Origin of the sequence: Ornithinimicrobium pratense, from assembly GCF_008843165.1 — a bacterium.
GTDB lineage: Bacteria > Actinomycetota > Actinomycetes > Actinomycetales > Dermatophilaceae > Ornithinicoccus > Ornithinicoccus pratensis.
Genome location: NZ_CP044427.1, coordinates 1060768 through 1079847, shown reverse-complemented (window position 1 = coordinate 1079847; position 19080 = coordinate 1060768). Strand labels below are relative to the sequence as shown.

General features: G+C 72.1%; 16 protein-coding genes. 8 read left to right on the top strand and 8 right to left on the bottom strand.

Annotation, left to right across the window (positions count from 1 at the left end):
• The first annotated feature begins 20 nt into the window (after positions 1-20).
• Positions 21-479 (top strand): alternative ribosome rescue aminoacyl-tRNA hydrolase ArfB, encoded by a 459-nt coding sequence (gene arfB, locus FY030_RS04845; protein WP_158060519.1) that lies wholly within the window; start codon positions 21-23, stop codon positions 477-479.
• Positions 480-500: 21 nt separating this feature from the next.
• Here the strand turns inward: arfB and FY030_RS04840 are convergent, their stop codons facing one another.
• From FY030_RS04840 to FY030_RS04815, 6 genes are all read right to left on the bottom strand, one after another.
• Positions 501-1037 carry a GNAT family N-acetyltransferase gene (locus tag FY030_RS04840; RefSeq protein ID WP_158060518.1) on the bottom strand — a complete coding sequence of 179 codons (537 nt, stop codon included), beginning with the start codon at positions 1035-1037 and terminating at the stop codon, positions 501-503.
• 10 nt (positions 1038-1047) lie between these two features.
• Positions 1048-2808, bottom strand: a complete 1761-nt coding sequence (locus FY030_RS04835; RefSeq protein WP_158060517.1) for an RNA polymerase sigma factor — start codon at positions 2806-2808, stop codon at positions 1048-1050.
• Between the two features lie 267 nt (positions 2809-3075).
• Positions 3076-3483, bottom strand: coding sequence for a universal stress protein (locus FY030_RS04830; protein ID WP_131104157.1), 408 nt, complete (start codon positions 3481-3483; stop codon positions 3076-3078).
• A 144-nt stretch (positions 3484-3627) separates the two neighbouring features.
• Complete coding sequence (locus tag FY030_RS04825; RefSeq protein WP_158060516.1) at positions 3628-4788, bottom strand: DUF4192 domain-containing protein; 1161 nt, start codon at positions 4786-4788, stop codon at positions 3628-3630.
• A gap of 67 nt (positions 4789-4855) precedes the next feature.
• Positions 4856-5602, bottom strand: coding sequence for an EcsC family protein (locus FY030_RS04820; protein ID WP_158060515.1), 747 nt, complete (start codon positions 5600-5602; stop codon positions 4856-4858).
• Between the two features lie 96 nt (positions 5603-5698).
• Positions 5699-6739 (bottom strand): PAC2 family protein, encoded by a 1041-nt coding sequence (locus FY030_RS04815; protein WP_158060514.1) that lies wholly within the window; start codon positions 6737-6739, stop codon positions 5699-5701.
• 96 nt (positions 6740-6835) lie between these two features.
• Between FY030_RS04815 and FY030_RS04810 the strand changes: the two genes are divergently transcribed.
• Complete coding sequence (locus FY030_RS04810) at positions 6836-8971, top strand: S9 family peptidase (RefSeq protein ID WP_158060513.1); 2136 nt, start codon at positions 6836-6838, stop codon at positions 8969-8971.
• 27 nt (positions 8972-8998) lie between these two features.
• On the opposite strand, the gene coaE is transcribed toward FY030_RS04810, so the two are convergent.
• Positions 8999-10213 carry a dephospho-CoA kinase gene (gene coaE, locus FY030_RS04805; RefSeq protein WP_158060512.1) on the bottom strand — a complete coding sequence of 405 codons (1215 nt, stop codon included), beginning with the start codon at positions 10211-10213 and terminating at the stop codon, positions 8999-9001.
• Between the two features lie 33 nt (positions 10214-10246).
• Here coaE and FY030_RS04800 point away from each other — a divergent pair, with 33 nt between their 5' ends.
• Positions 10247-11254, top strand: a complete 1008-nt coding sequence (locus FY030_RS04800) for a glycerophosphodiester phosphodiesterase family protein (RefSeq protein ID WP_158060511.1) — start codon at positions 10247-10249, stop codon at positions 11252-11254.
• Positions 11255-11278: 24 nt separating this feature from the next.
• Here the strand turns inward: FY030_RS04800 and FY030_RS04795 are convergent, their stop codons facing one another.
• On the bottom strand, positions 11279-11953 hold the full coding sequence (locus tag FY030_RS04795) for a VOC family protein (RefSeq protein WP_158060510.1): 675 nt from the start codon (positions 11951-11953) through the stop codon (positions 11279-11281).
• A 204-nt stretch (positions 11954-12157) separates the two neighbouring features.
• On the opposite strand from FY030_RS04795, the gene hutU reads away from it, so the two are divergent.
• The 5 genes from hutU to hutI are packed head-to-tail and all read left to right on the top strand — an operon-like array spanning position 12158 to position 19074.
• A complete protein-coding gene (gene hutU / locus FY030_RS04790; RefSeq protein ID WP_158060509.1) occupies positions 12158-13822 on the top strand; it encodes a urocanate hydratase in 1665 nt (554 codons plus the stop codon).
• A gap of 44 nt (positions 13823-13866) precedes the next feature.
• Positions 13867-15141, top strand: coding sequence for a YjiH family protein (locus FY030_RS04785; protein WP_158062648.1), 1275 nt, complete (start codon positions 13867-13869; stop codon positions 15139-15141).
• Between the two features lie 32 nt (positions 15142-15173).
• The gene (locus FY030_RS04780; RefSeq protein WP_202879758.1) at positions 15174-16445 is read left to right on the top strand and encodes an allantoate amidohydrolase; all 1272 of its coding nucleotides are present in this window, start codon (positions 15174-15176) and stop codon (positions 16443-16445) included.
• Positions 16442-17869, top strand: coding sequence for a formimidoylglutamate deiminase (locus FY030_RS04775; RefSeq protein WP_158060508.1), 1428 nt, complete (start codon positions 16442-16444; stop codon positions 17867-17869). The genes FY030_RS04780 and FY030_RS04775 overlap by 4 nt, the downstream gene beginning before the upstream one ends.
• A gap of 2 nt (positions 17870-17871) precedes the next feature.
• A complete protein-coding gene (gene hutI, locus FY030_RS04770) occupies positions 17872-19074 on the top strand; it encodes an imidazolonepropionase (RefSeq protein ID WP_158060507.1) in 1203 nt (400 codons plus the stop codon).
• Positions 19075-19080: the final 6 nt, after the last annotated feature.

Sequence of the window (19080 nt, the reverse complement as noted above, 5' to 3'; positions counted from 1 at the left end):
CTGGCTGCCATGCTGGGGGTATGCCTGCCGCTGAGCTCGACCTGGTGGTGCCGCCGGGGCCCGGCGTGCCCCGGGGTCTGGTCGTGCCCGCGGCGGAGCTGGAGGAGACGTTCAGCCGCGCCGGTGGGCCGGGTGGGCAGGGCGTCAACACCACGGACAGCAGGGTGGAGCTGTGGTGGGACCCGGAGACGTCCCCGGCCCTGACCCCCATTCAGCGTGCCCGGGCGGCCAGCGCCCTGGCGCCCCACCGGGTGGGCGGGCGGGTGCGCATCGTGGCGGCGGAGCACCGCTCGCAACGACGCAACCGACGGGCGGCGCGTCAGCGGCTGGCGGCTCTGCTGCGCGAAGCCCTGGCACCTCCGGCCCCCGCTCGCCGAGCGACCCGGCCCACGCGCGGCTCGCAACGCCGCAGGGTGGAGGCCAAGCGGCACCGGGCGCAGATCAAGGCGGGACGCTCGCGTCCCGGCACGGAGGGCTAGACGCTGTCCACGGTGCTGCTGTCAGCGCAGCGGCTTGGCCAGCTCCAGTTCCTTCACGCCCGCCAGGCGCGGGTGGTCGATGGTCTGGCCGGTGGGTCGGTACCCGTGCCGTGCGTACAGAGCCCGGGCGGGTTCGTTGAGCTCGCTCACGTGCAGCAGGAGGCGTTGCGCATCGAACTGCTCGACGGCCAGCTGCTCCGCCGCCCGCAGCAGCTGGTCCCCCACGCCACGGCCCCGAGCCCGCGGGCGTACGTAGACCGCCAGGACCATGACGTCACCCGGCCCGTGGGAGGGGTCCTTCTCGCTCTCAGGGCCGGGTCCGCGCGGCGCCACGGTGAGAGTGCCCAGGGCTGTGCCCTGCGCGTCCCGAGCCTGCAGGCTGGGCATGCCGCCAGCAGCCTGACGCCACTGCTCCTCGGTGCGGTCCACCACCTGGGAGTGCTGACTCCAGAAGGCCTCGGGCGCGTCGAGCAGCATCTCCAGGCGCAGGTCTCGGTAAGACTCCCAGTCCTTCTGGCTCACCGGGATCACGGTGACCGGTGCGTCCGCGGACGGCATACCTGGTCCGTCAGTCGAGGTAGTCGCGCAGGACCTGCGAGCGCGAGGGGTGGCGCAGCTTGCTCATCGTCTTGGACTCGATCTGACGGATCCGCTCACGGGTGACGCCGTAGACCTTGCCGATCTCGTCAAGGGTCTTGGGCTGGCCGTCGGAGAGGCCGAATCGCATCGAGACCACGCCGGCCTCGCGCTCGGAGAGCGTGTCCAGGACGGAGTGCAACTGCTCCTGGAGCAGGGTGAAGGAGACGGCGTCGGCGGGGACGACCGCCTCGGAGTCCTCGATAAGGTCACCGAACTCGCTGTCGCCGTCCTCCCCCAGGGGGGTGTGCAGGGAGATCGGCTCACGACCGTACTTCTGGACCTCAACGACCTTCTCGGGGGTCATGTCCAGCTCGGCGGCCAGCTCCTCGGGGGTAGGCTCGCGACCCAGGTCCTGCAGCATCTGGCGCTGGACGCGGGCCAGCTTGTTGATGACCTCGACCATGTGCACCGGGATGCGGATGGTGCGGGCCTGATCGGCCATCGCGCGGGTGATCGCCTGCCGGATCCACCAGGTGGCGTAGGTGGAGAACTTGTAGCCCTTGGTGTAGTCGAACTTCTCGACCGCCCGGATCAGGCCCAGGTTGCCCTCCTGGATCAGGTCCAGGAAGAGCATGCCGCGACCGGTGTACCGCTTCGCCAGCGAGACGACCAGGCGCAGGTTGGCCTCGAGCAGGTGGTTCTTTGCGTTCTTACCGTCATTAGAGATCCACCACAGCTCGCGCTTGAGCTTGGCGTCGATCTTCTCGCCCGAGTTGAGCTTCTCCTCGGCGAACAGGCCGGCCTCGATCCGCTTGGCCAGCTCGACCTCCTGCTCGGCGTTGAGGAGGGCGACCTTGCCGATCTGCTTGAGGTAGTCCTTGACCGGGTCGGCAGTGGCGCCGGCGGTGACCACCTGCTGGGCCGGGGCATCGTCGTCGTCCGCGGTCGACAGCACGAAGCTGTCGTCCTCCCTCTTGGCGCCGGCCGTGGTCTGCGCGCCGCCCTCGGCCTCCTCGGCGTCCGTGTCCGTCTCGGCGTCCCCGTCCTTCAGGGCGCCCTCCGCGGGGTCGACCTCCTCGAGGTCCTCACTGGTCTCCCCAGCACCCTTCGCCGCCGCGGTGGTCTGACGGGCGGTGGTCTTCTTGGCCGCGCGCTTCCGAGGGGTCGACGCGGTGTCCCCGGCTGCGGCGTCGGCGGCGGCCCGGGTGCTCGTGGCCTTCTTGACCGGAGCCTTCTTCGCAGCGGTCTTGCTGGCCGTGGTCTTGCTGGTGCCCTTCGCCGCGGTCGACTTGCTTGGGCTGCTCTGGGTGTCGGTGGCCTCGTCGGCCTCCGCCTGGGCGGCGGTGACCGTGGCCACAGCCGCGGTCTTGCGTCCGGTGCTCTTGCGGGTCGTGGTCTTCGGTGCCGTCGGCTCATCCCCGGCCGAGCTGTCCTCGACGTTGGGCTCCGCGTCCGTCTGCGTGGAGGTGACCGCGGCCGCCTTCTTGGCCGGCGCGCGTCGGCGGGCGGCGGCGCGCCTGACCGGTGTCACCTCTGCGCGCACCTCGATCGCCTGGTCGCTGAAGACCCGCAGCACCTTCTTCTGGTCGGCGGGCTTGATGACTTCGGCCGCCTCGAGCGCGGTCTTGACCTGGTCGGCGTCCACATAGCCCTGCTGCGTGCCCTGGGCCAGGAGGGCGCGCAGGGCGTCGTGCTCGAAGGCGGTGGGCAGTGTGGTGGCGGCGGGGGTATGGGATGTCCGGGCGGTCACGGGGATGTCCAACTCATTTCTTGCGGGAGAGGATGGCCACACCGGCGGGCGCGATCAGGCCGTCGGTCATGGGCGCGGGTGCCCTCGTCTGCCGGTCGGCAGGCTGACTGTCGCACCATTATAAAACGCCACCCGCCTCGATGACATTCCACCGCCCCCGGTCAGGGACGCTCCGCAGGGCTGTCTGCGCTGGTCAGAGCCCATCCGGTGAGGGGATGGACCCGGTGACCGGCGCCGCCGCTGGGACCGGTGGCGGCCCGCTCAGCCTCAGTCGTCCTCGCCGGCCTTCACGGCGAGCACGGGGCAGACGGCATCGAGCAGGATCCGCTGGGCGTTGGACCCCAGGATCAGCTTGCCGATCGGGGTGCGGCGCCGCAGGCCAATGACGATCAGCTCGCCGTCGGACTGTTCCGCGACCTCGATGAGATCCTCGGCCGGCTCGTTGCCGCGCACCAGCTGGCGGACCTCGTGGGGCACCCCTGCCTCGTCCAGGTCGCGCTGCACCCGACGCAGCTCCTCCTCGAAGAGCTGAGCCTGGTGGGCGTCGAAGTCCCGGCCGCCGCGCTGGGAGTTCACCACGACGAGCTTGGTCTTGCGCAGCAGCGCCTCGCTGCGCGCGGCGGTGAGAGCGGCCCGACCTTCACGGGTGGGGATGTAGCCGACGATGACCGACATGAGACTGCCTCCTCATAGGGCGTCCTACTGTGCTGGCAGCGACCCTACACCGCCGGCCAGACGCTCTGCGGGCCCTCCCCGCGCAGGTCGGCGGGCGTTCTGGGCATTGAGCGCGCCCCCACCTCCGGGCGGGTCGGCCGGTCGTCAGGCCGCCGTGTCCGAACCCCGCCTCCGGGCCCGGCGCTCCTGACGGTCCGCGCCGTCGCGAGTCGGCTTGATGCCGCGGTCCAGGCACTCCCGGAGCAGCACGGCCATCCGGTAGTCGGGGTCCACCTCCAGCGCCAGGTCGCACGCCTCGTTGGCCACCGTCCCCTGCCCATGGACCCACGCGACGAAGGCCGCCACGGTCACCACCGGCGCGCCCAGCTGCACTGGGACCTTGGCCGCCAGTTCGAGCAGCCGGTCCAGCGCGGCGTCGGAGTCCTCCCGGGGCCAGGGAGGAACCCACCTGGCCAGCAGCGCCGCGTCGTCGGGGCCCAGGACGTCGTGCAGGTCGAACATCTGCGGGAGCCAGCGCCCCAGGAGCGCGTCCCGCACCTGTCGGTCGTGCAGCTCGGCGGTGATCCAGGCGCGCTCACGTGCCCCCGGTGAGGGGGATCCGTGCACCACCCAGGCACCCAGCGCCCTCAGCGCCACGTCGCGGTCCAGCTTGGCTGGGTCCGCGGCCAGCAGCGTGAGCGCCAGGTCGGTCCGGGCGGCCGCCGTCTCATCGCGGCGTCGCACGGCCGCGGCGACCACCTCGCGGGAGGGGAGCGGCGCTCGGCCCTGCAGCACGAAGTCGGCGGCGGCCGGTACGTCCGCGGCGGGAGGCACCGGCTGCCACGGTTCTTCGGTCCGGCAGGTCGCCACGAGCAGACGTCGGTGCTCCCGGCCCTGGTCCCGGACCAGGTCGAGGTCGTGCAGCTCGGCCCCCGCCCGTCGGGCCGTGGACTCCAGCGTCTGCAGCAGCGCCTCGGCATACCCGGCATCCACCTCGCCGTCCGGACCCGTCGGAAGGTCATAGCCGAAGGTGTGCAGCATCAACTGCCCGCCCTCGCTCGCCACCCGGCGCAGCGGCCCGCCGAGCGCGTGGGGCAGCTGCGGCAGGTGGGTCGGGGGTGGCAGGTCGACACGGGCGGCGAAGGCCACCGAGCCCCGGTGGACCCCGTGTCGGGTGCCCTCGAGCCGGGTCGCCACCACGACCAGGCTGTGGTCGGGCCGATAACCGATCAGGTGGGGCACCACCGCCAGCAGATGGTTGATGCCGCGTACCAGGACGGTGTCGTCGTTCCGGGGTAAGCCCCCCGCCAGCTCAGGTGTTGTCATCACCTCAGCGTGGCGTGCCCGGATCCGCCGGAACGGGCCCGCTCAGGATCTGTGGATAACTCCCCGCTCAGCGGGTGTGGCCGTCGGCCTCCAGCACCACGCCGGTGAGTGCCTGGGTGGTGAACTCCGAGCGGGCGTGGTCGGCGATGCGCTTCATCAGCAGCCCGTCCAGGCCCGCGCCCACGATGCCGCCCGCGACCGGCACGTACCGGACGAACCGGGTCAGCGCCCGCCCACCGACCTGGGTCAGCAGCCGGAAGCCGACCGCCTTGTTGATCATCATGGCCGCGGCCCGCGGCATCCTGCTGGCGGCCATCGCGGCCAGCCGTGCCGAGCCGGTCATCCCCGCGACCGTGCCCAGGCCCGCCTTGCGCAGCAGGTCGTCGGCGTCGGCCCCGACCAGGGACAGCAGAACGGCCGAGCGGGCGCCCTTGGTGGACACGTCATAACCGCGCAGGGTGGCGATGCTGCCGACCATCCGCGTGGCCAGCACGTAGAACTCCAGCACGTTCGCGGGCAGTGAGACCGGCATCGTCACCACGCCGCCAGCGCCGGTCACGAAGCCGCCGACACCTGCCTTCTTGACGTGGTCGGAGACGATCTCCTTGATCGCCGCCTCGACGTCCTCGCCGTGCTTGCGGCGCATCCGGGCCACGACTTCCTCCACCGAGTCCACCGGCCCGATCCCGTCGATGCCGAGGTCGAGCAGTTTGCCGACGAAGGCGTTGGCCACCGCGTCGACCGGACCGGGGTCCTCGACGGGGGTGGGACTGTCGTCCCGACGGGCGGGCTTGTCAGATCGGAAGAGACCCACGACGAACTCCTAGGGTTCGGGTGCGGCAGGACGGTCCATCCTGGCACGGTGTGCGGCAGGGTGCGCGGTATGTCGTCGCACCCGGGCGTGCGCCGGTCAGGGCCGGGTGTCGCCGTCCTCGGAGGTCTCGGGGTCCTGAGACCCCTCGGAGCCCTCGGAGCCCTCAGGATCCTCGGACCCCTCAGGATCCTTGGCCAGCGTCGGGCTCTCCTCCGACGGCGCGGAAGGGTCGGCGGACTCCGGGTCGCGCAGGAACGCCTCCAGCTGGGCACCGATCTCGTCGGCGCTGGGCAGGTTGGCGGCCTGGGCGGCAAGCAGGCTCTTGCGCCGCTGGCCCTCCACGAACCGGTCGTAGCTGCGCTCCAACCCCTCGACGACCTCCTTGGCCTCCCCATGCTGAGCCAGCTCGGCCTCGATCTGGCCGCGGGTCAGGCCAGCCATGGCGATGAGGTCGGCGGTGGGCAGCACCAGGCCGGTGAGCTCCATCACCACGTCGGCCGCGGCGACCACCGCGTCACCGAACTGGGTGTCGGCGAGGTAGTGCGGGACGTGCACGGCCACCCCCAGGGTGAGCAGCCCGGCCTCGGCCAGCCGCAGGTGCAGCAGCGTGTCCGCGCTCGAGGGCACCTTGACCTGGCCGAAGATCGGGCTGTAGTCGCCCAGGGCCGAGGAGTCGCTGGCGAACCGGGTGGTGCCGACCGGGCGGGTGTGCGGGACCGCCATCGGGATGCCGTGGGCGGTGACCATCCGGCGCACCCCGAAGGCCAGGCAGAGCTGGCGGACCGCCTCGACGAAACCCTCCCAGCGGTAGTCCGGCTCCACGCCGTGCAGCAGCAGGAAGGGCTCCCCCGCCGAGTCCACCATCCGGTAGAGGACGAGCGAGGGCTGCTCGTAGGCGGTGTAGTGGTCAGCGTCGAAGGTCATCAGGGGCCGGCGCGAGCGGTAGTCCACCAGTTGGTCGGTGTCGAACCTGGCCACCGCCTCGTGCTCGAGCGTGTCCAGCAGGTGCTCGGCCAGGGTGGACCGGACGTGTCCGGCGTCCAGGAACCCCTCCAGGGACACCATCAGCAGCGACGCCGGCTGGGGCTGGCGGGCCGAGTCCACCTCCAGGCGGAACAGCGGGGAATGTGTGGTCACGCGGGACTCTCCTCTCCTCTGACGTGGGACAACGCCGTAGCCCCCTTGAGGATTCCGGGGCGACCCGTGCCGGTGCCGGATGATAGGACAGGATCCATGAGCGCACCAGCTTCAGCCTTTCACGACCTCGACCACTACGTCGCCCTGCCCCGCGTCTCCGGGCTGACCCTGAGCCCGGACGGGTCCCGACTGGTCACCACGGTGGCCACGCTCAACCGCAAGGGCACCGGTTACGCCTCCGCGCTCTGGGAGCTCGACCCGACCGGGGAGCGTCCCGCCCATCGGATCACCCGCAGTTCCAAGGGTGAGGCCGGTGCGGCGTTCGGGGTCGACGGTGCTCTCTACTTCACCTCCTCCCGCCCGGACCCAGAGGGTGAGGAGGACGAGGCGGCGACCGCCCTGTGGCACATCCCGGCCCAGGGCGGGGAAGCCAGGGTGGTGTTGAGCCGGGCCGGTGGCATCAGCGGTGTGTTCTGCGCCGAGAACGCCGACCGGGTGGTCGTCACCGGCGGACTGCTTCCCGGCGCTGGGAGCGAGGAGGAGCACGCCACCCTGCGCAAGCGCCGCAAGGACGCCGGTGTGGACGCGATCCTGCACAGCAGCTACCCCATCCGCTACTGGGACCACGACCTGGGCCCGGAGGTGCCGCACGTCTTCTCGGTCCAGCGCGGACCCAGCCCTCGGCCCGGTGCCGACGAGAGCGGCGACACCGAGGGTGAGGCGCGATCCCCGCTGCCCGGCACCACCGACCGCGCCCCCGAGATGCATCTTAGGCTGCTCACCGGCGGCACCTTCCCCGCACTGCATGACCCGAGCCCGATCATCGCCCCGGACGGCACCTTCGCGCTGCTGCCGGTCACGATCCCTGAGGCGCGCGCGAGCCTGCGCGAGGGGATCGCGCGGGTGGACCTGGCCACGGGCGATCGTCAGACCCTCTTCGACCAGGAAGGCCAGGAGGCCTCCCCCGGCCCGATCAGTCCCGACGGCACCCGGGCCGTGGTCGTGGTCGGCCGGACCACCTCGCCGACCGAGCCCCCGCAGCCGCGGCTGCAGCTGATGGACACCACCAGCGGCGAGCTCGCCCCCCTGGCACCGGACTGGGAGCTGTGGGCGACGCCGATGGCGTGGCTGCCCGACGCGTCCGCCGTCCTCGTCCTGGCTGACAGCGACGGCCGCCGGCCGGTCTTCCGGGTCGACGTCGCCAACGGCGAGGTGACCCAGCTGACCCACGACGACGCCGCCTGGAGCGAGCTGGCCGTCTCCCCCGACGGCACCACCGCCTACGGCGTCCGCAGCTCCTACCTCTTCCCACCGGAAGTCGTGCGCCTCGACCTGGCCAGCGGCGAGGTCACCCGCCTGCCGGGTCCGGTGGACCGGCCCACGATCCCGGGCCGGCTCGAGGAGGTCGAGACCACCACCGCCGATGGCGCCCGCGTCCGGGGCTGGCTTGCGCTCCCCCAGGACCGGCCGGGCCCCGAGGGCCACCCGCTGCTGCTCTGGATCCACGGCGGGCCGCTCGGGTCCTGGAACGCCTGGACCTGGCGGTGGAACCCGTGGCTGATGACCGCTCGCGGGTATGCCGTCCTGCTGCCTGACCCGGCCCTGTCGACCGGCTATGGCCAGGACTTCATCCAGCGCGGCTGGGGCGCCTGGGGCGACGCGCCGTACACCGACCTCATGGCGATCACCGACGCCGTCGAGGCCCGCGCGGACATCGACGCCTCCCGCACCGCTGCCATGGGCGGTTCGTTCGGCGGCTACATGGCCAACTGGGTCGCCGGCCACACCGACCGGTTCAAGGCCGTCGTCACCCATGCCTCGCTGTGGGGCCTGGACGCCTTCGGCTCCACCACCGACGCGGCGTTCTACTGGCAGCGGGAGATGACGCAGGAGATGAGCGGCAAGCACTCCCCGCACCTCTACGTCGACCAGATTGTCAGTCCGATGCTGGTGATCCACGGCGACAAGGACTACCGCGTGCCGATCGGCGAGGGCCTACGGCTGTGGTACGAACTGCTCTCTCGCTCCGGCCGGCCCGCGGAGCCGGACGGCTCGACGGTCCACCGGTTCCTCTACTTCCCCCACGAGAATCACTGGATCCTGGCACCCCAGCACGCCAAGGTCTGGTATGCCGTTGTGCTGGCCTTTCTGGCTGAGCACGTCCTGGGCGAGGAGCCCGAGGCACTGCCGGAGGTCCTGGGCCTGGTGGCGCCCCAGAAGGACGAGGCGTAGTGCTGCCGGGGTCTGCGTGAGCTCGTCCTACGCGCTGCCCGGCTGCCACCCGGTGCGGCGGGCCCAGGCGTGGGCCCGCCCAGCCGCCCGCGCGAACCACGGCTCCTTGGCCTCGGCGTACTCACTGCTCGTGAGCCCGCGCGCCGTGAGCGTGCGCTTGAGGTCGGCGTAGACGTTCCGCTCGGCCGGCTCGGCACGCCACCAGTCCCGGTAGAGCAGGGCGAGCCGCCAGGCCGGTGAGGCAGCCGGCCGCACGTGGCAGTGGACCACGCAGGCAGGGTCACCTGTCGCGAGGATCTTCTTCGGCCATAACGGCACCGCGGGAGCCCCTTCCCTTCTGGTCTCGTGGTCGTGGTCGTGCCAGACCCGGTCGGGCACGAGGAAGCCCACCTTCGCCAGCTCGGCCCTGGTCGCGGGGTCCTCCAGCACCTCGAGGTCCTCAACCACCACCTGCAGGTCGATCACGTCCTTGGCCTGCAGGCCGGGGACGCTGGTGCTGCCAATGTGGTCGACGCGGAGCGCCCTGGCGCCCAGCGCCCTTCGCACCCGTGCCAGCAGCCGTGCGGCCCGCGCCGGCCAGTCCGGGTCCGGGTCGACGACAGCCAGCTCCTCTGGCCGGCGCACCGGCGTGCCGGTGCGCAGGTTGCGCTCGAAGGGGACCAGCCGCTCGCGCCAGAGCGCGTCCACCCGCACATGCAGGCTGTCCACCGAGCCGGAGTTGTCGAGCAGCACGTCCGCCGCCGCCCGGCGCTGCCCGTCGTCGGCCTGGGCGGCGATCCGTGCACGAGCCTGGCCGGACGGCATACCCCTGGACTGGACCAGCCGCCGCAGCCGCTCCTGCTCGGGGACGTCGACGATCACGGTGAGGGCGTAGTCGGCGACGCGGCCGGCCTCCACCAGCAGAGGGATGTCGTGCACGACGACGGCATCGGCGGGGGCGGCGGCGAAGAGCTCGGCCGACCGGGCCTGGATCCGCGGGTGGGTGATCGCCTCCAGGTCACGACGTGCCTGCGTGTCCTCGAAGACGAGTGCGCCGAGGGCAGGACGATCCAGCGCGCCGGCCGCGGTCAACACCCCGGCGCCGAAGCGCTCGGCAATCTCCGCCAGCGCCGGCGTGCCCGGCTCGACCACCTCGCGCGCCACCTTGTCGGCGTCGACGACGACGGCGCCGAGCTCTGCCAGACGGGCCGAGACCGTGGACTTGCCGGAGCCGATCCCGCCGGAGAGGCCTACGCGCAGCATGGACCCAGGTTAGGGCCGGTAGTCTCGCCTCACGTGAACACTCCCCTCGTCGTGGCGCACCGCGGCGCCAGCGGGTATCGCCCCGAGCAGACCCGGTCCGCCTACGAGCTGGCCGCCCGGATGGGGGCGGACCTGCTGGAGCTCGACGTTGTGCCGACCAAGGACCACGTGCTGCTGGCCCGGCACGAGAACAACCTGGCCGGGACCACGGACATCGCCACGCGCCCGGAGTTCGCCGACCGGCGCGCCACGAAGGTCGTGGACGGGCAGGTGCAGGAGGGCTGGTTCACCGAGGATCTGACCCTGACGGAGGTCAAGCGGCTGCGCGCGGTCGAGCGGTTGCCGCAGCTGCGTCCGGACAGCGCCCGGCACGACGGGCTGGAGGAGATCCTCACGGTCGAGGAGGTCTTCGACCTGCGCGAGCAGTTGGCCGGCGAGCTGGGCCGGCCCATCGGGCTCTACCCCGAGATCAAGCACTCCGCCTACTTCGCCCGCCTGGGGCTCCCGGCCGAGCCGGCACTCACCGATCTCCTGCGCCGCTTCGACCAGGACCGGCCCGACGGCGACGTGCTGCTGCATGCCTTTGAGCCCAGCAGCCTGGTCACCCTGCACCACGATCTGGGCGTGCGTGCCCGCAGCTCCCTGCTGATGTTCTCCGGGGGGACGCCGGGGGACGCCGGGCCGGGCGACCCGGACTACGCCTGGTGGTCCGGGCCGCAGGGTATGGCGCGGGTGCGCCGGCTGGGGATCAGCGGCGTCAGCCCGGACCTGACCATGGTCATCAGCATCGGCCCGGGCGGGGCCATGGGCGAGGACACCGGGCTGGTCGCCGCCGCCCATGCGCAGGGCCTCTACGTCCACCCCTACACCTTCCGTGCCGAGAACCAGTGGCTGTTCACCGAGTTCCGCAGCAGCGAGGACCCCGCGGCCCACGGCGACCTGGTGGGGATGGTCTCGGCGTTCCTGGACGTCGGCATCGACGCGGTCAACACCGACCACCCCGACCTCGGCGTCCGAGCCGTGCGCGGTCATACCCGCTGACCCACGGCCGCCCGACCAGGCTCGTCAGGAGCCGTCGCCCTGGCCCCTCCCCTGCCAGGTGCAGATGCACGCCTCGTTGCCCTCGGCATCGGCCAGCACCCACCACGACGGGGCGAACTCGTCGGTCACCAGCCGGCCGCCGGCGGCCATCGCCGCGGCCAGCCGCTGCTCCGCGACGTCGTGCGGCACGGTGATGTCGAGGTGGAAGCGGCCGCGTTCGGTGCGCCGCTCGTCCATCTGCTGGAACCATAGCCCGGCGTGGCGGGCGGCAGGGTCGGCGAGGGAGGCCGCCGCATCCTCGTCGGAGCCGGGCTCGTAGCCGAGCACCGCACGCCAGAACGGTGCCACGTCCTCGGCGACCATCACGTCCAGGCCGATCTCGAGGGCGCTGAGCTGCTCCGGGGCCGCCCTCAGGCCGAGCTCGGCCGCGATCTGGGAGATGGCGATGGCCAGCCTGCGGTCCCGGCCGGTCAGCCTGCCCACGTCATGGGAGAGCGTCGTGACGGTGACATGGGGGTAGCGCAGGTCGATGTCGGGATGGTGGTCCAGCTCATCCGCCCGTGCGGCGACCCGCGAGGCGAACTCCGCGCCGGCGCTGAACCCACCCTTCCCGGTGCTGAACCGTGCCTGCAGCCGGCCGAGGAGCACTCTCCAGTCGGTCAGCTCCGGGTCGTGGCTGAGCTCGTGCTCGCTGGTCATGATCCGCTCCCGTCCATGCGGTTACTGTGCCAGCGCACGCCCCCGGACGCCAACGGTCCTGGATGCTGGCGGCCCGCGTCATGGCGCTGAGAGGTGCGTCTATGTCTGACATGCGAGACAGGTAGACCAGCCCACCTACTGGCGCTGCGGCCCTCAGCGGGGTCTGATGGACTCGCCACCGACCCGTCGTCGAAGGAGACAGCAATGGAAGGCGCACGCCCCGTCCGCGCGGGCCGCGGCACCACCCTCACCGCCCGCTCGTGGGCCACCGAGGCCCCGCTGCGGATGCTGATGAACAACCTCGATCCCGACGTCGCCGAGCGTCCGGACGACCTGGTCGTCTACGGCGGCACCGGCCGGGCCGCCCGGGACTGGCCCTCCTTCGAGGCGATGGTGCGCACGCTCACCGACCTGCGCGAGGACGAGACCATGCTGGTCCAGTCCGGTCGCCCCGTCGGTGTCCTGCAGACCCACGAGTGGGCCCCGCGGGTGCTCATCGCCAACTCCAACCTGGTGCCCGACTGGGCGAACTGGCCGGAGTTCCGCCGCCTGGAGCACCTGGGCCTGACCATGTACGGCCAGATGACGGCCGGCTCGTGGATCTACATCGGCACCCAGGGGATCCTGCAGGGCACCTACGAGACCTTCGCTGCGGTCGCGGCCAAGAAGTTCGGTGGCTCCCTCGCCGGCACCCTGACTCTCACCGGCGGCTGCGGTGGCATGGGCGGGGCACAGCCGTTGGCCGTCACCCTCAACGGCGGCACCTGTCTCATCGTCGACGTGGACGAGGCGCGCCTGCGCCGCCGGGTCAGGAGCCGTTACCTCGACGAGGTCGCGGACAGCCTCGACGCTGCCGTCGAGCGGGTGCTGCAGGCCAAGGCAGACCATGAGGCCGTCTCCGTCGGGGTCGTGGGCAACGCCGCCGAGGTCTTCCCCGAGCTGCTGCGGCGCGGGATCGGCATCGACGTGGTGACCGACCAGACCTCCGCGCACGACCCGCTGTCCTACCTGCCCGTCGGCATCGACCTCGCCGACTGGGCGGAGTATGCGCAGAAGAAGCCCGAGGAGTTCACCGACCGCGCCCAGGAGTCGATGGCCACGCACGTGCAGGCCATGGTGGAGTTCCAGGACGCCGGTGCCGAGGTCTTCGACTACGGCAACAGCATCCGCGACGAGGCGCGCCAGGGCGGCTACGACCGCGCCTTCGAGTTCCCCGGTTTCGTCCCGGCCTACATCCGCCCGCTCTTCTGCGAGGGCAAGGGCCCGTTCCGCTGGGCCGCGCTGTCCGGTGAGGAGCGGGACATCTACGCCACCGACCAGGCCGTCATGGACCTCTTCCCCGACAACGACCACCTGCACAAGTGGCTGCGCGGCGCGCGCGATCGGGTCGCCTTCGAGGGGCTGCCCGCCCGCATCTGCTGGCTCGGGTATGGCGAGCGGGACAAGGCGGGTCTGCGCTTCAACGAGATGGTCGCCTCGGGCGAGGTGTCCGCGCCCCTCGTCATCGGCCGCGACCACCTGGACGCCGGCTCGGTCGCCAGCCCCTACCGGGAGACCGAGGGCATGGCCGACGGCTCCGACGCGATTGCCGACTGGCCGCTGCTCAACGCTCTGGTCAACACCGCGTCGGGAGCCTCCTGGGTGTCCCTGCACCATGGCGGCGGGGTCGGGATCGGCCGTTCGATGCACGCCGGCCAGGTCTCGCTCGCGGACGGCACCGACCTGGCCCGGCAGAAGCTGGAGCGGGTGCTCACCAACGACCCCGGTATGGGCGTCATCCGTCACGTCGACGCCGGCTACCCCGAGGCCGAGCAGGTCGCCCACGAGCGCGGGGTGCGGGTGCCGATGCGCGAGGACGGCTCCCGGTGAGCACCCCCGCGATCGAGCAGGAGGTGGACGACGAGCGGCCGCAGATGTGGAAGTTCTTTGTCCTCTCGGCCGTGGGGATCTTCATGTTCTTCGTGCCGGTGACGATCGGCGGGCGCAGCAGCATCCCGCTGGACCACGTCGTGAGCTGGCTGCGGGAGAGCATCCCGTCCGTGCTGCCGTGGTACGCCCTGGTGCTCATCGCCGCCGGGGCGGCCTACCCATGGCTGTCGGGGACGTGGCGCCGGGACACCACCACCACCGTCTTCTCGGTGCTACGAGTTCTCGGGCTCGTCGTCGGGGTCATGCTCGTCTTCGGCGTCGGGCCGTCCTGGCTCTTCGAGGACGACATGGGGCCGTTCCTGCTCAACGCGCTGGTCATCCCGGTTGGGCTCCTCGTGCCGATCGGCGCCGTCTTCCTGGCGCTGCTCGTGGGCTACGGGCTGATGGAGCTGATCGGGGTCCTGGTGAGGCCGGTGATGGTGCCTCTCTTCCGGACGCCGGGCCGCTCCGCGATCGACGCCGTGGCCAGCTTCGTCGGCTCCTACTCCCTGGCGCTGCTCATCACCAACCGCGTCTACCTCGAGGGCAAGTACCACCGCCGCGAGGCCATGACCATCGCGACCGGTTTCTCCACGGTGTCGGCGACGTTCATGATCGTCGTGGCCAGCGCACTGGACCTGATGGCGCACTGGACCGTCTACTTCTGGTCGACGCTAGCCATCACCTTCCTGGTCACGGCGGTCACCGTGCGCATCTGGCCCCTGCGCTCGGAGCCAGCGGAGTACGCCCCGGGCTCGACCCCGCAGCCGGAGACCGACCCCGAGGGCCCCCGGTTGCAGACCGCCTGGCGGGCCGCGCGCTCGACGGTGGCCGCCGACCCGGGCGTGGGTCGCACCGTCCTGGCCACCTTCAAGGACGGCCTGCTGATGGCCATGGCCATCCTGCCCTCGATCCTGTCGGTGGGGCTGATCGGCCTCGTGCTGGCCAAGTACACGCCCCTCTTCGACTGGATGGGCTATCTCTTCTACCCCATCACCTGGGCCCTGCAGATCCCCGAGCCGCTGTTGGTCGCCAAGGCGGCGGCCCTGGGCATCTCGGAGATGTTCCTGCCGGCGGCCCTGGTGACCGACTCAGTGGCCTCGGTGAGGTTCGTGGTCGCGGTCGTCTGCGTCTCGCAGGTGATCTTCTTCTCCGCGATGGTGCCCAGCCTGCTCGGCACCCAGATCCCGGTCTCGATCCCCCGGCTGCTCGCCATCTGGTTCGTCCGCGTGGCGCTGAGCCTGGTTCTGGCGATCCCGCTGGCGATCTGGATCTTCTAGCGATGGGGCACAGGCCACCTAGAGTCGAGGGCATGAGTGACTCTTCCTTCGCCTGCATGTGGTCAGACCTGGAGTCCGTCGGGCGGGTCTCCAGCGGCGGATACCGCCGGTTCGCCTGGACCGCCGAGGACCACACGCTGCGCGAGTGGTTCGCCGGGGAGTGCGCCCGGCGGGGGTTGGACGTCACCGAGGACCGTGTCGGCAACCAGTGGGGTTGGTGGTGGGACGGTCCCGGCACCGTCGACGAGGCCGTCGCAACCGGCCGGAAGGCGGTCGTCACCGGCTCGCACCTGGACTCCGTGCCCGACGGCGGCGCCTTCGACGGGCCGCTCGGGGTGGTGTGCGCCCTCACGGCGGTCGATCAGCTGCGCGCTGCGGGAATCACTCCGCAGGTGCCCGTGGCCGTCACCAACTTCGTCGACGAGGAGGGCGCGCGCTTCGGCATCGCCTGCGCTGGCTCCCGCGTGCTGACCGGTCAGCTCGACCCCGCCACCGCGCTGGCCCTCACCGACGCGGACGGCACGTCCTATGCCGACGCCCTGCGCTCGGCCGGCCGTGGCCCGGAGACCTTCGGGCCGGACCCAGAGATGCTGCGGCGGGTGGGCGCCTTCGTCGAGCTGCACGTGGAGCAGGGCCGGGCCCTGGTCGACCTCGACGCCCCCGTAGCCGTTGCCAGCGACATCTGGCCGCACGGCCGCTGGCGTTTCGACTTCCCCGGCGAGGCCAACCACGCGGGCACCACCCGGCTGGAGGACCGGCGTGACGCAATGCTCGGGTATGCCGACCTCGTCCTGGGCGCCCGGCAGGTCGCCACCCAGCGGGGCTGCGTGGCCACGGTCGGGAAGGTGCGCGTCACCCCAGGCGGCGTGAACGCCATCCCTTCGCACGTCACCGGCTGGCTTGACGCCCGCGGCGCCGATGAGGAACAGGTGGTCGCCATGGTGGACGAGCTCACCGCGGGCGCCCGGGAGACGGGAGCCGCGGTCACCCGGGAGAGCTGGACCCCCACCACCCGCTTCGACCAGCGGCTGAGCGACCGGCTGCGCCGCGTGCTCGACCGCGACGCCGAGGTCTCCGCACCCGTCCTGGGCACCGGGGCCGGCCACGACGCCGGCATCCTGGCCACTGCAGGCATCCCCAGCGCCATGCTCTTCGTCCGCAACCCCACGGGCGTCTCGCACAGCCCGGCGGAGCACGCCGAGCGCGAGGACTGCCTGGCCGGGGTGGCGGCCCTGACTGAGTGCCTGCGCGACCTGACGACGGGCGAGGTCGCCGCACCGACCACCGCAGAAACCCAGCGATGAGCACCTCCTTCCACGCCGCATACGCCCACCTGCCGACGGGCCTGGCCAGGGACGTGCGCCTCACCGTCGACCAGGGGCGCTTCACCCGGGTGGAGAGCGGTCAGGAGGCCGAGGCCGGCGACCATCGGCTGCCCGGGGTCGTCCTGCCCGGCCTGGCCAACGCGCACAGCCACGCCTTCCATCGGGCGCTGCGCGGGCGCACCCACCTCGGGGGCGGCACCTTCTGGACCTGGCGCGAGGCGATGTACGCCATAGCCGCGCAGCTGGACCCGCTCAACTACCTCACCCTCGCCCGGGCGGCCTACGCCGAGATGGCCCTGGCCGGGGTGACGGCCGTGGGCGAGTTCCACTACCTGCACCACGGTCCGGGCGGGGCCCGCTACATGGACCCGAACATGATGGGCCAGGCGCTGATCCAGGCGGCCGCGGACGCCGGCATCCGGCTGACGCTGCTGGACACCTGCTACCTCGCCGGGAGCCTCGGGCCGGACGGTCACGCCGAGCTGGACGGCCCGCAGCTGCGCTTCGGCGACGGCGACGCCGAGACCTGGGCCATGCGCGTCGACGACCTGGGTGACCACCTCGACGGCGGACCCGAGCACCTGCGGGTCGGGGGGGCGATCCACTCCGTCCGCGCGGTGCCCCGCGACCAGCTCTCCACGGTCGCCGACGCGGTGCGGGCCCGTCCCCGGCCGCTGACCCGGTTCGGTGCGGGTGACGCCTACACCGGGCCGATCCCGCTGGTCGCGCCGCCTGGCGTCAACCGCTCCGAGACCCCGCTGCATATCCACCTGTCCGAGCAGCCGGCCGAGAACGAGGCCTGCCTGGCCGCCCACGGCCGCACGCCCACGGGTCTGCTCGAGGACGAGGGCGTGCTGGGGCCGGACCTGTCTGCCGTTCACGCGACCCACCTGACGCCCGAAGACATCGCGCTGCTCGGCGGCCACCGCTCCTGGGCCTGCTTCTGCCCGACGACCGAGCGCGACCTCGCCGACGGTATCGGCCCGGCGGTCGCCCTGCGGGAGGCAGGCGCGCGGCTGTCGCTGGGCTCGGACCAGCACGCCGTGGTCGACCTGATCGAGGAGGCGAGGGCGCTGGAGATGCACGAGCGGCTGGCCACCCTGCGGCGCGGACGCATCGCCCCCGCCGACCTCCTGATCGCCGCGGCCGCCCACGAGAGCATCGGCTGGCCCGACGCCGGCCGGCTCGAGGTCGGGGCCCGCGCGGACCTGGTCGCCGTCCGCGACGACACGGTGCGCACGGCCGGGGCCGACCCCGAGCAGATCCTGCTGGCCGCCACGGCGTCCGACGTCGACACCGTCATCGTCGACGGCAAGGTCGTGGTCCTGGACAGCCAGCACCGACTCGGTGACGTGGGGCGCCTGCTGCACGACGCCATCACCCCGTTGTGGAAAGGAGTCTGAGCATGAGCATGCTCATCACCGGCATCACCGAGCTCGTCACCGGCGAGGAGGGCGCGGACGGCGCGGTCGAGGACCCGCTGCACGCCGGCCTCGGTGTGCTGCGCGACGCGGCGATCGTCATCGGGGGCGGTGGCGAGGACAGCGCGGCGACCGTGGAGTGGGTCGGGCCGGCGGCCCAGGCTCCGGCGGCGGACTGGGCCATCGACCTTGAGGGTCGCAGCGTCGTCCCCGGTTTCGTCGACAGCCACAGCCACCTGGTCTTCGCCGGGGACCGGTCGGCGGAGTTCGCCGCTCGGATGTCCGGCACGCCCTACGACGGCGGGGGCATCGCGGTGACTGTCGAGGCCACGCGCGCCGCCAGCGACCACGAGCTGCGCACCCTCCTGCAGCGTCGCGTGCAGGAGATGCGGGCGCAGGGCACCACCACGGTCGAGGTCAAGAGTGGCTACGGTTTGACCGTCGAGGACGAGGTGCGCGCGTTACGCCTGGCCAAGGAGGTCACGGACGAGGTGACCTACCTCGGCGCCCACGTCGTACCCCCGGACCGGCGCGACGAAGCCGGTCGGGCGGCATACCTTGACCTGGTCTGCGGGCAGATGCTCCAGGCCTGTGCGCCGCACGCCCGCTGGGTGGACGTCTTCTGCGAGCCGGCCAGCCCGCACGCCTTCGACGGAGACGAGTCCCGCCGCGTGCTCGAGGCGGGCCGGCAGGCAGGTCTGGAGCTGCGGGTGCACGGCAACCAGCTCGGTGAGGGGCCCGGCGTGCAGCTGGCGGTCGAGCTCGGGGCCGCCAGCGTCGACCACTGCACCTTCCTGGCCGACGCTGAAGTCGAGGCGCTGGCCGGCAGTGACACGGTGGCCACGCTGCTGCCGGGCGTGGAGTTCTCCACCCGGCAGCCCTACCCCGACGCCCGGCGCCTGCTCGACGCCGGCGTCCAGGTCGCCCTGGCCTCGGACTGCAACCCCGGCACCTGCTACTCCTCCTCGATGCCGCTCATGATCGCGCTGGCGGTCCGGGAGATGGGTATGACGCCCGCCGAGGCCCTGCGTGCTGCCACCGTGGGCGCGTCGAAGGCGTTGCGCCGCAACGACATCGGGCGGATCGCGGTCGGCCTGCGCGCCGACTTCGCCGTGGTCGACGCCCCGAGCTGGTTGCACATCCCCTACCGGGTCGGGGTGCCGATCGTGCGCACGCTGGAGGTCTAACCGCGG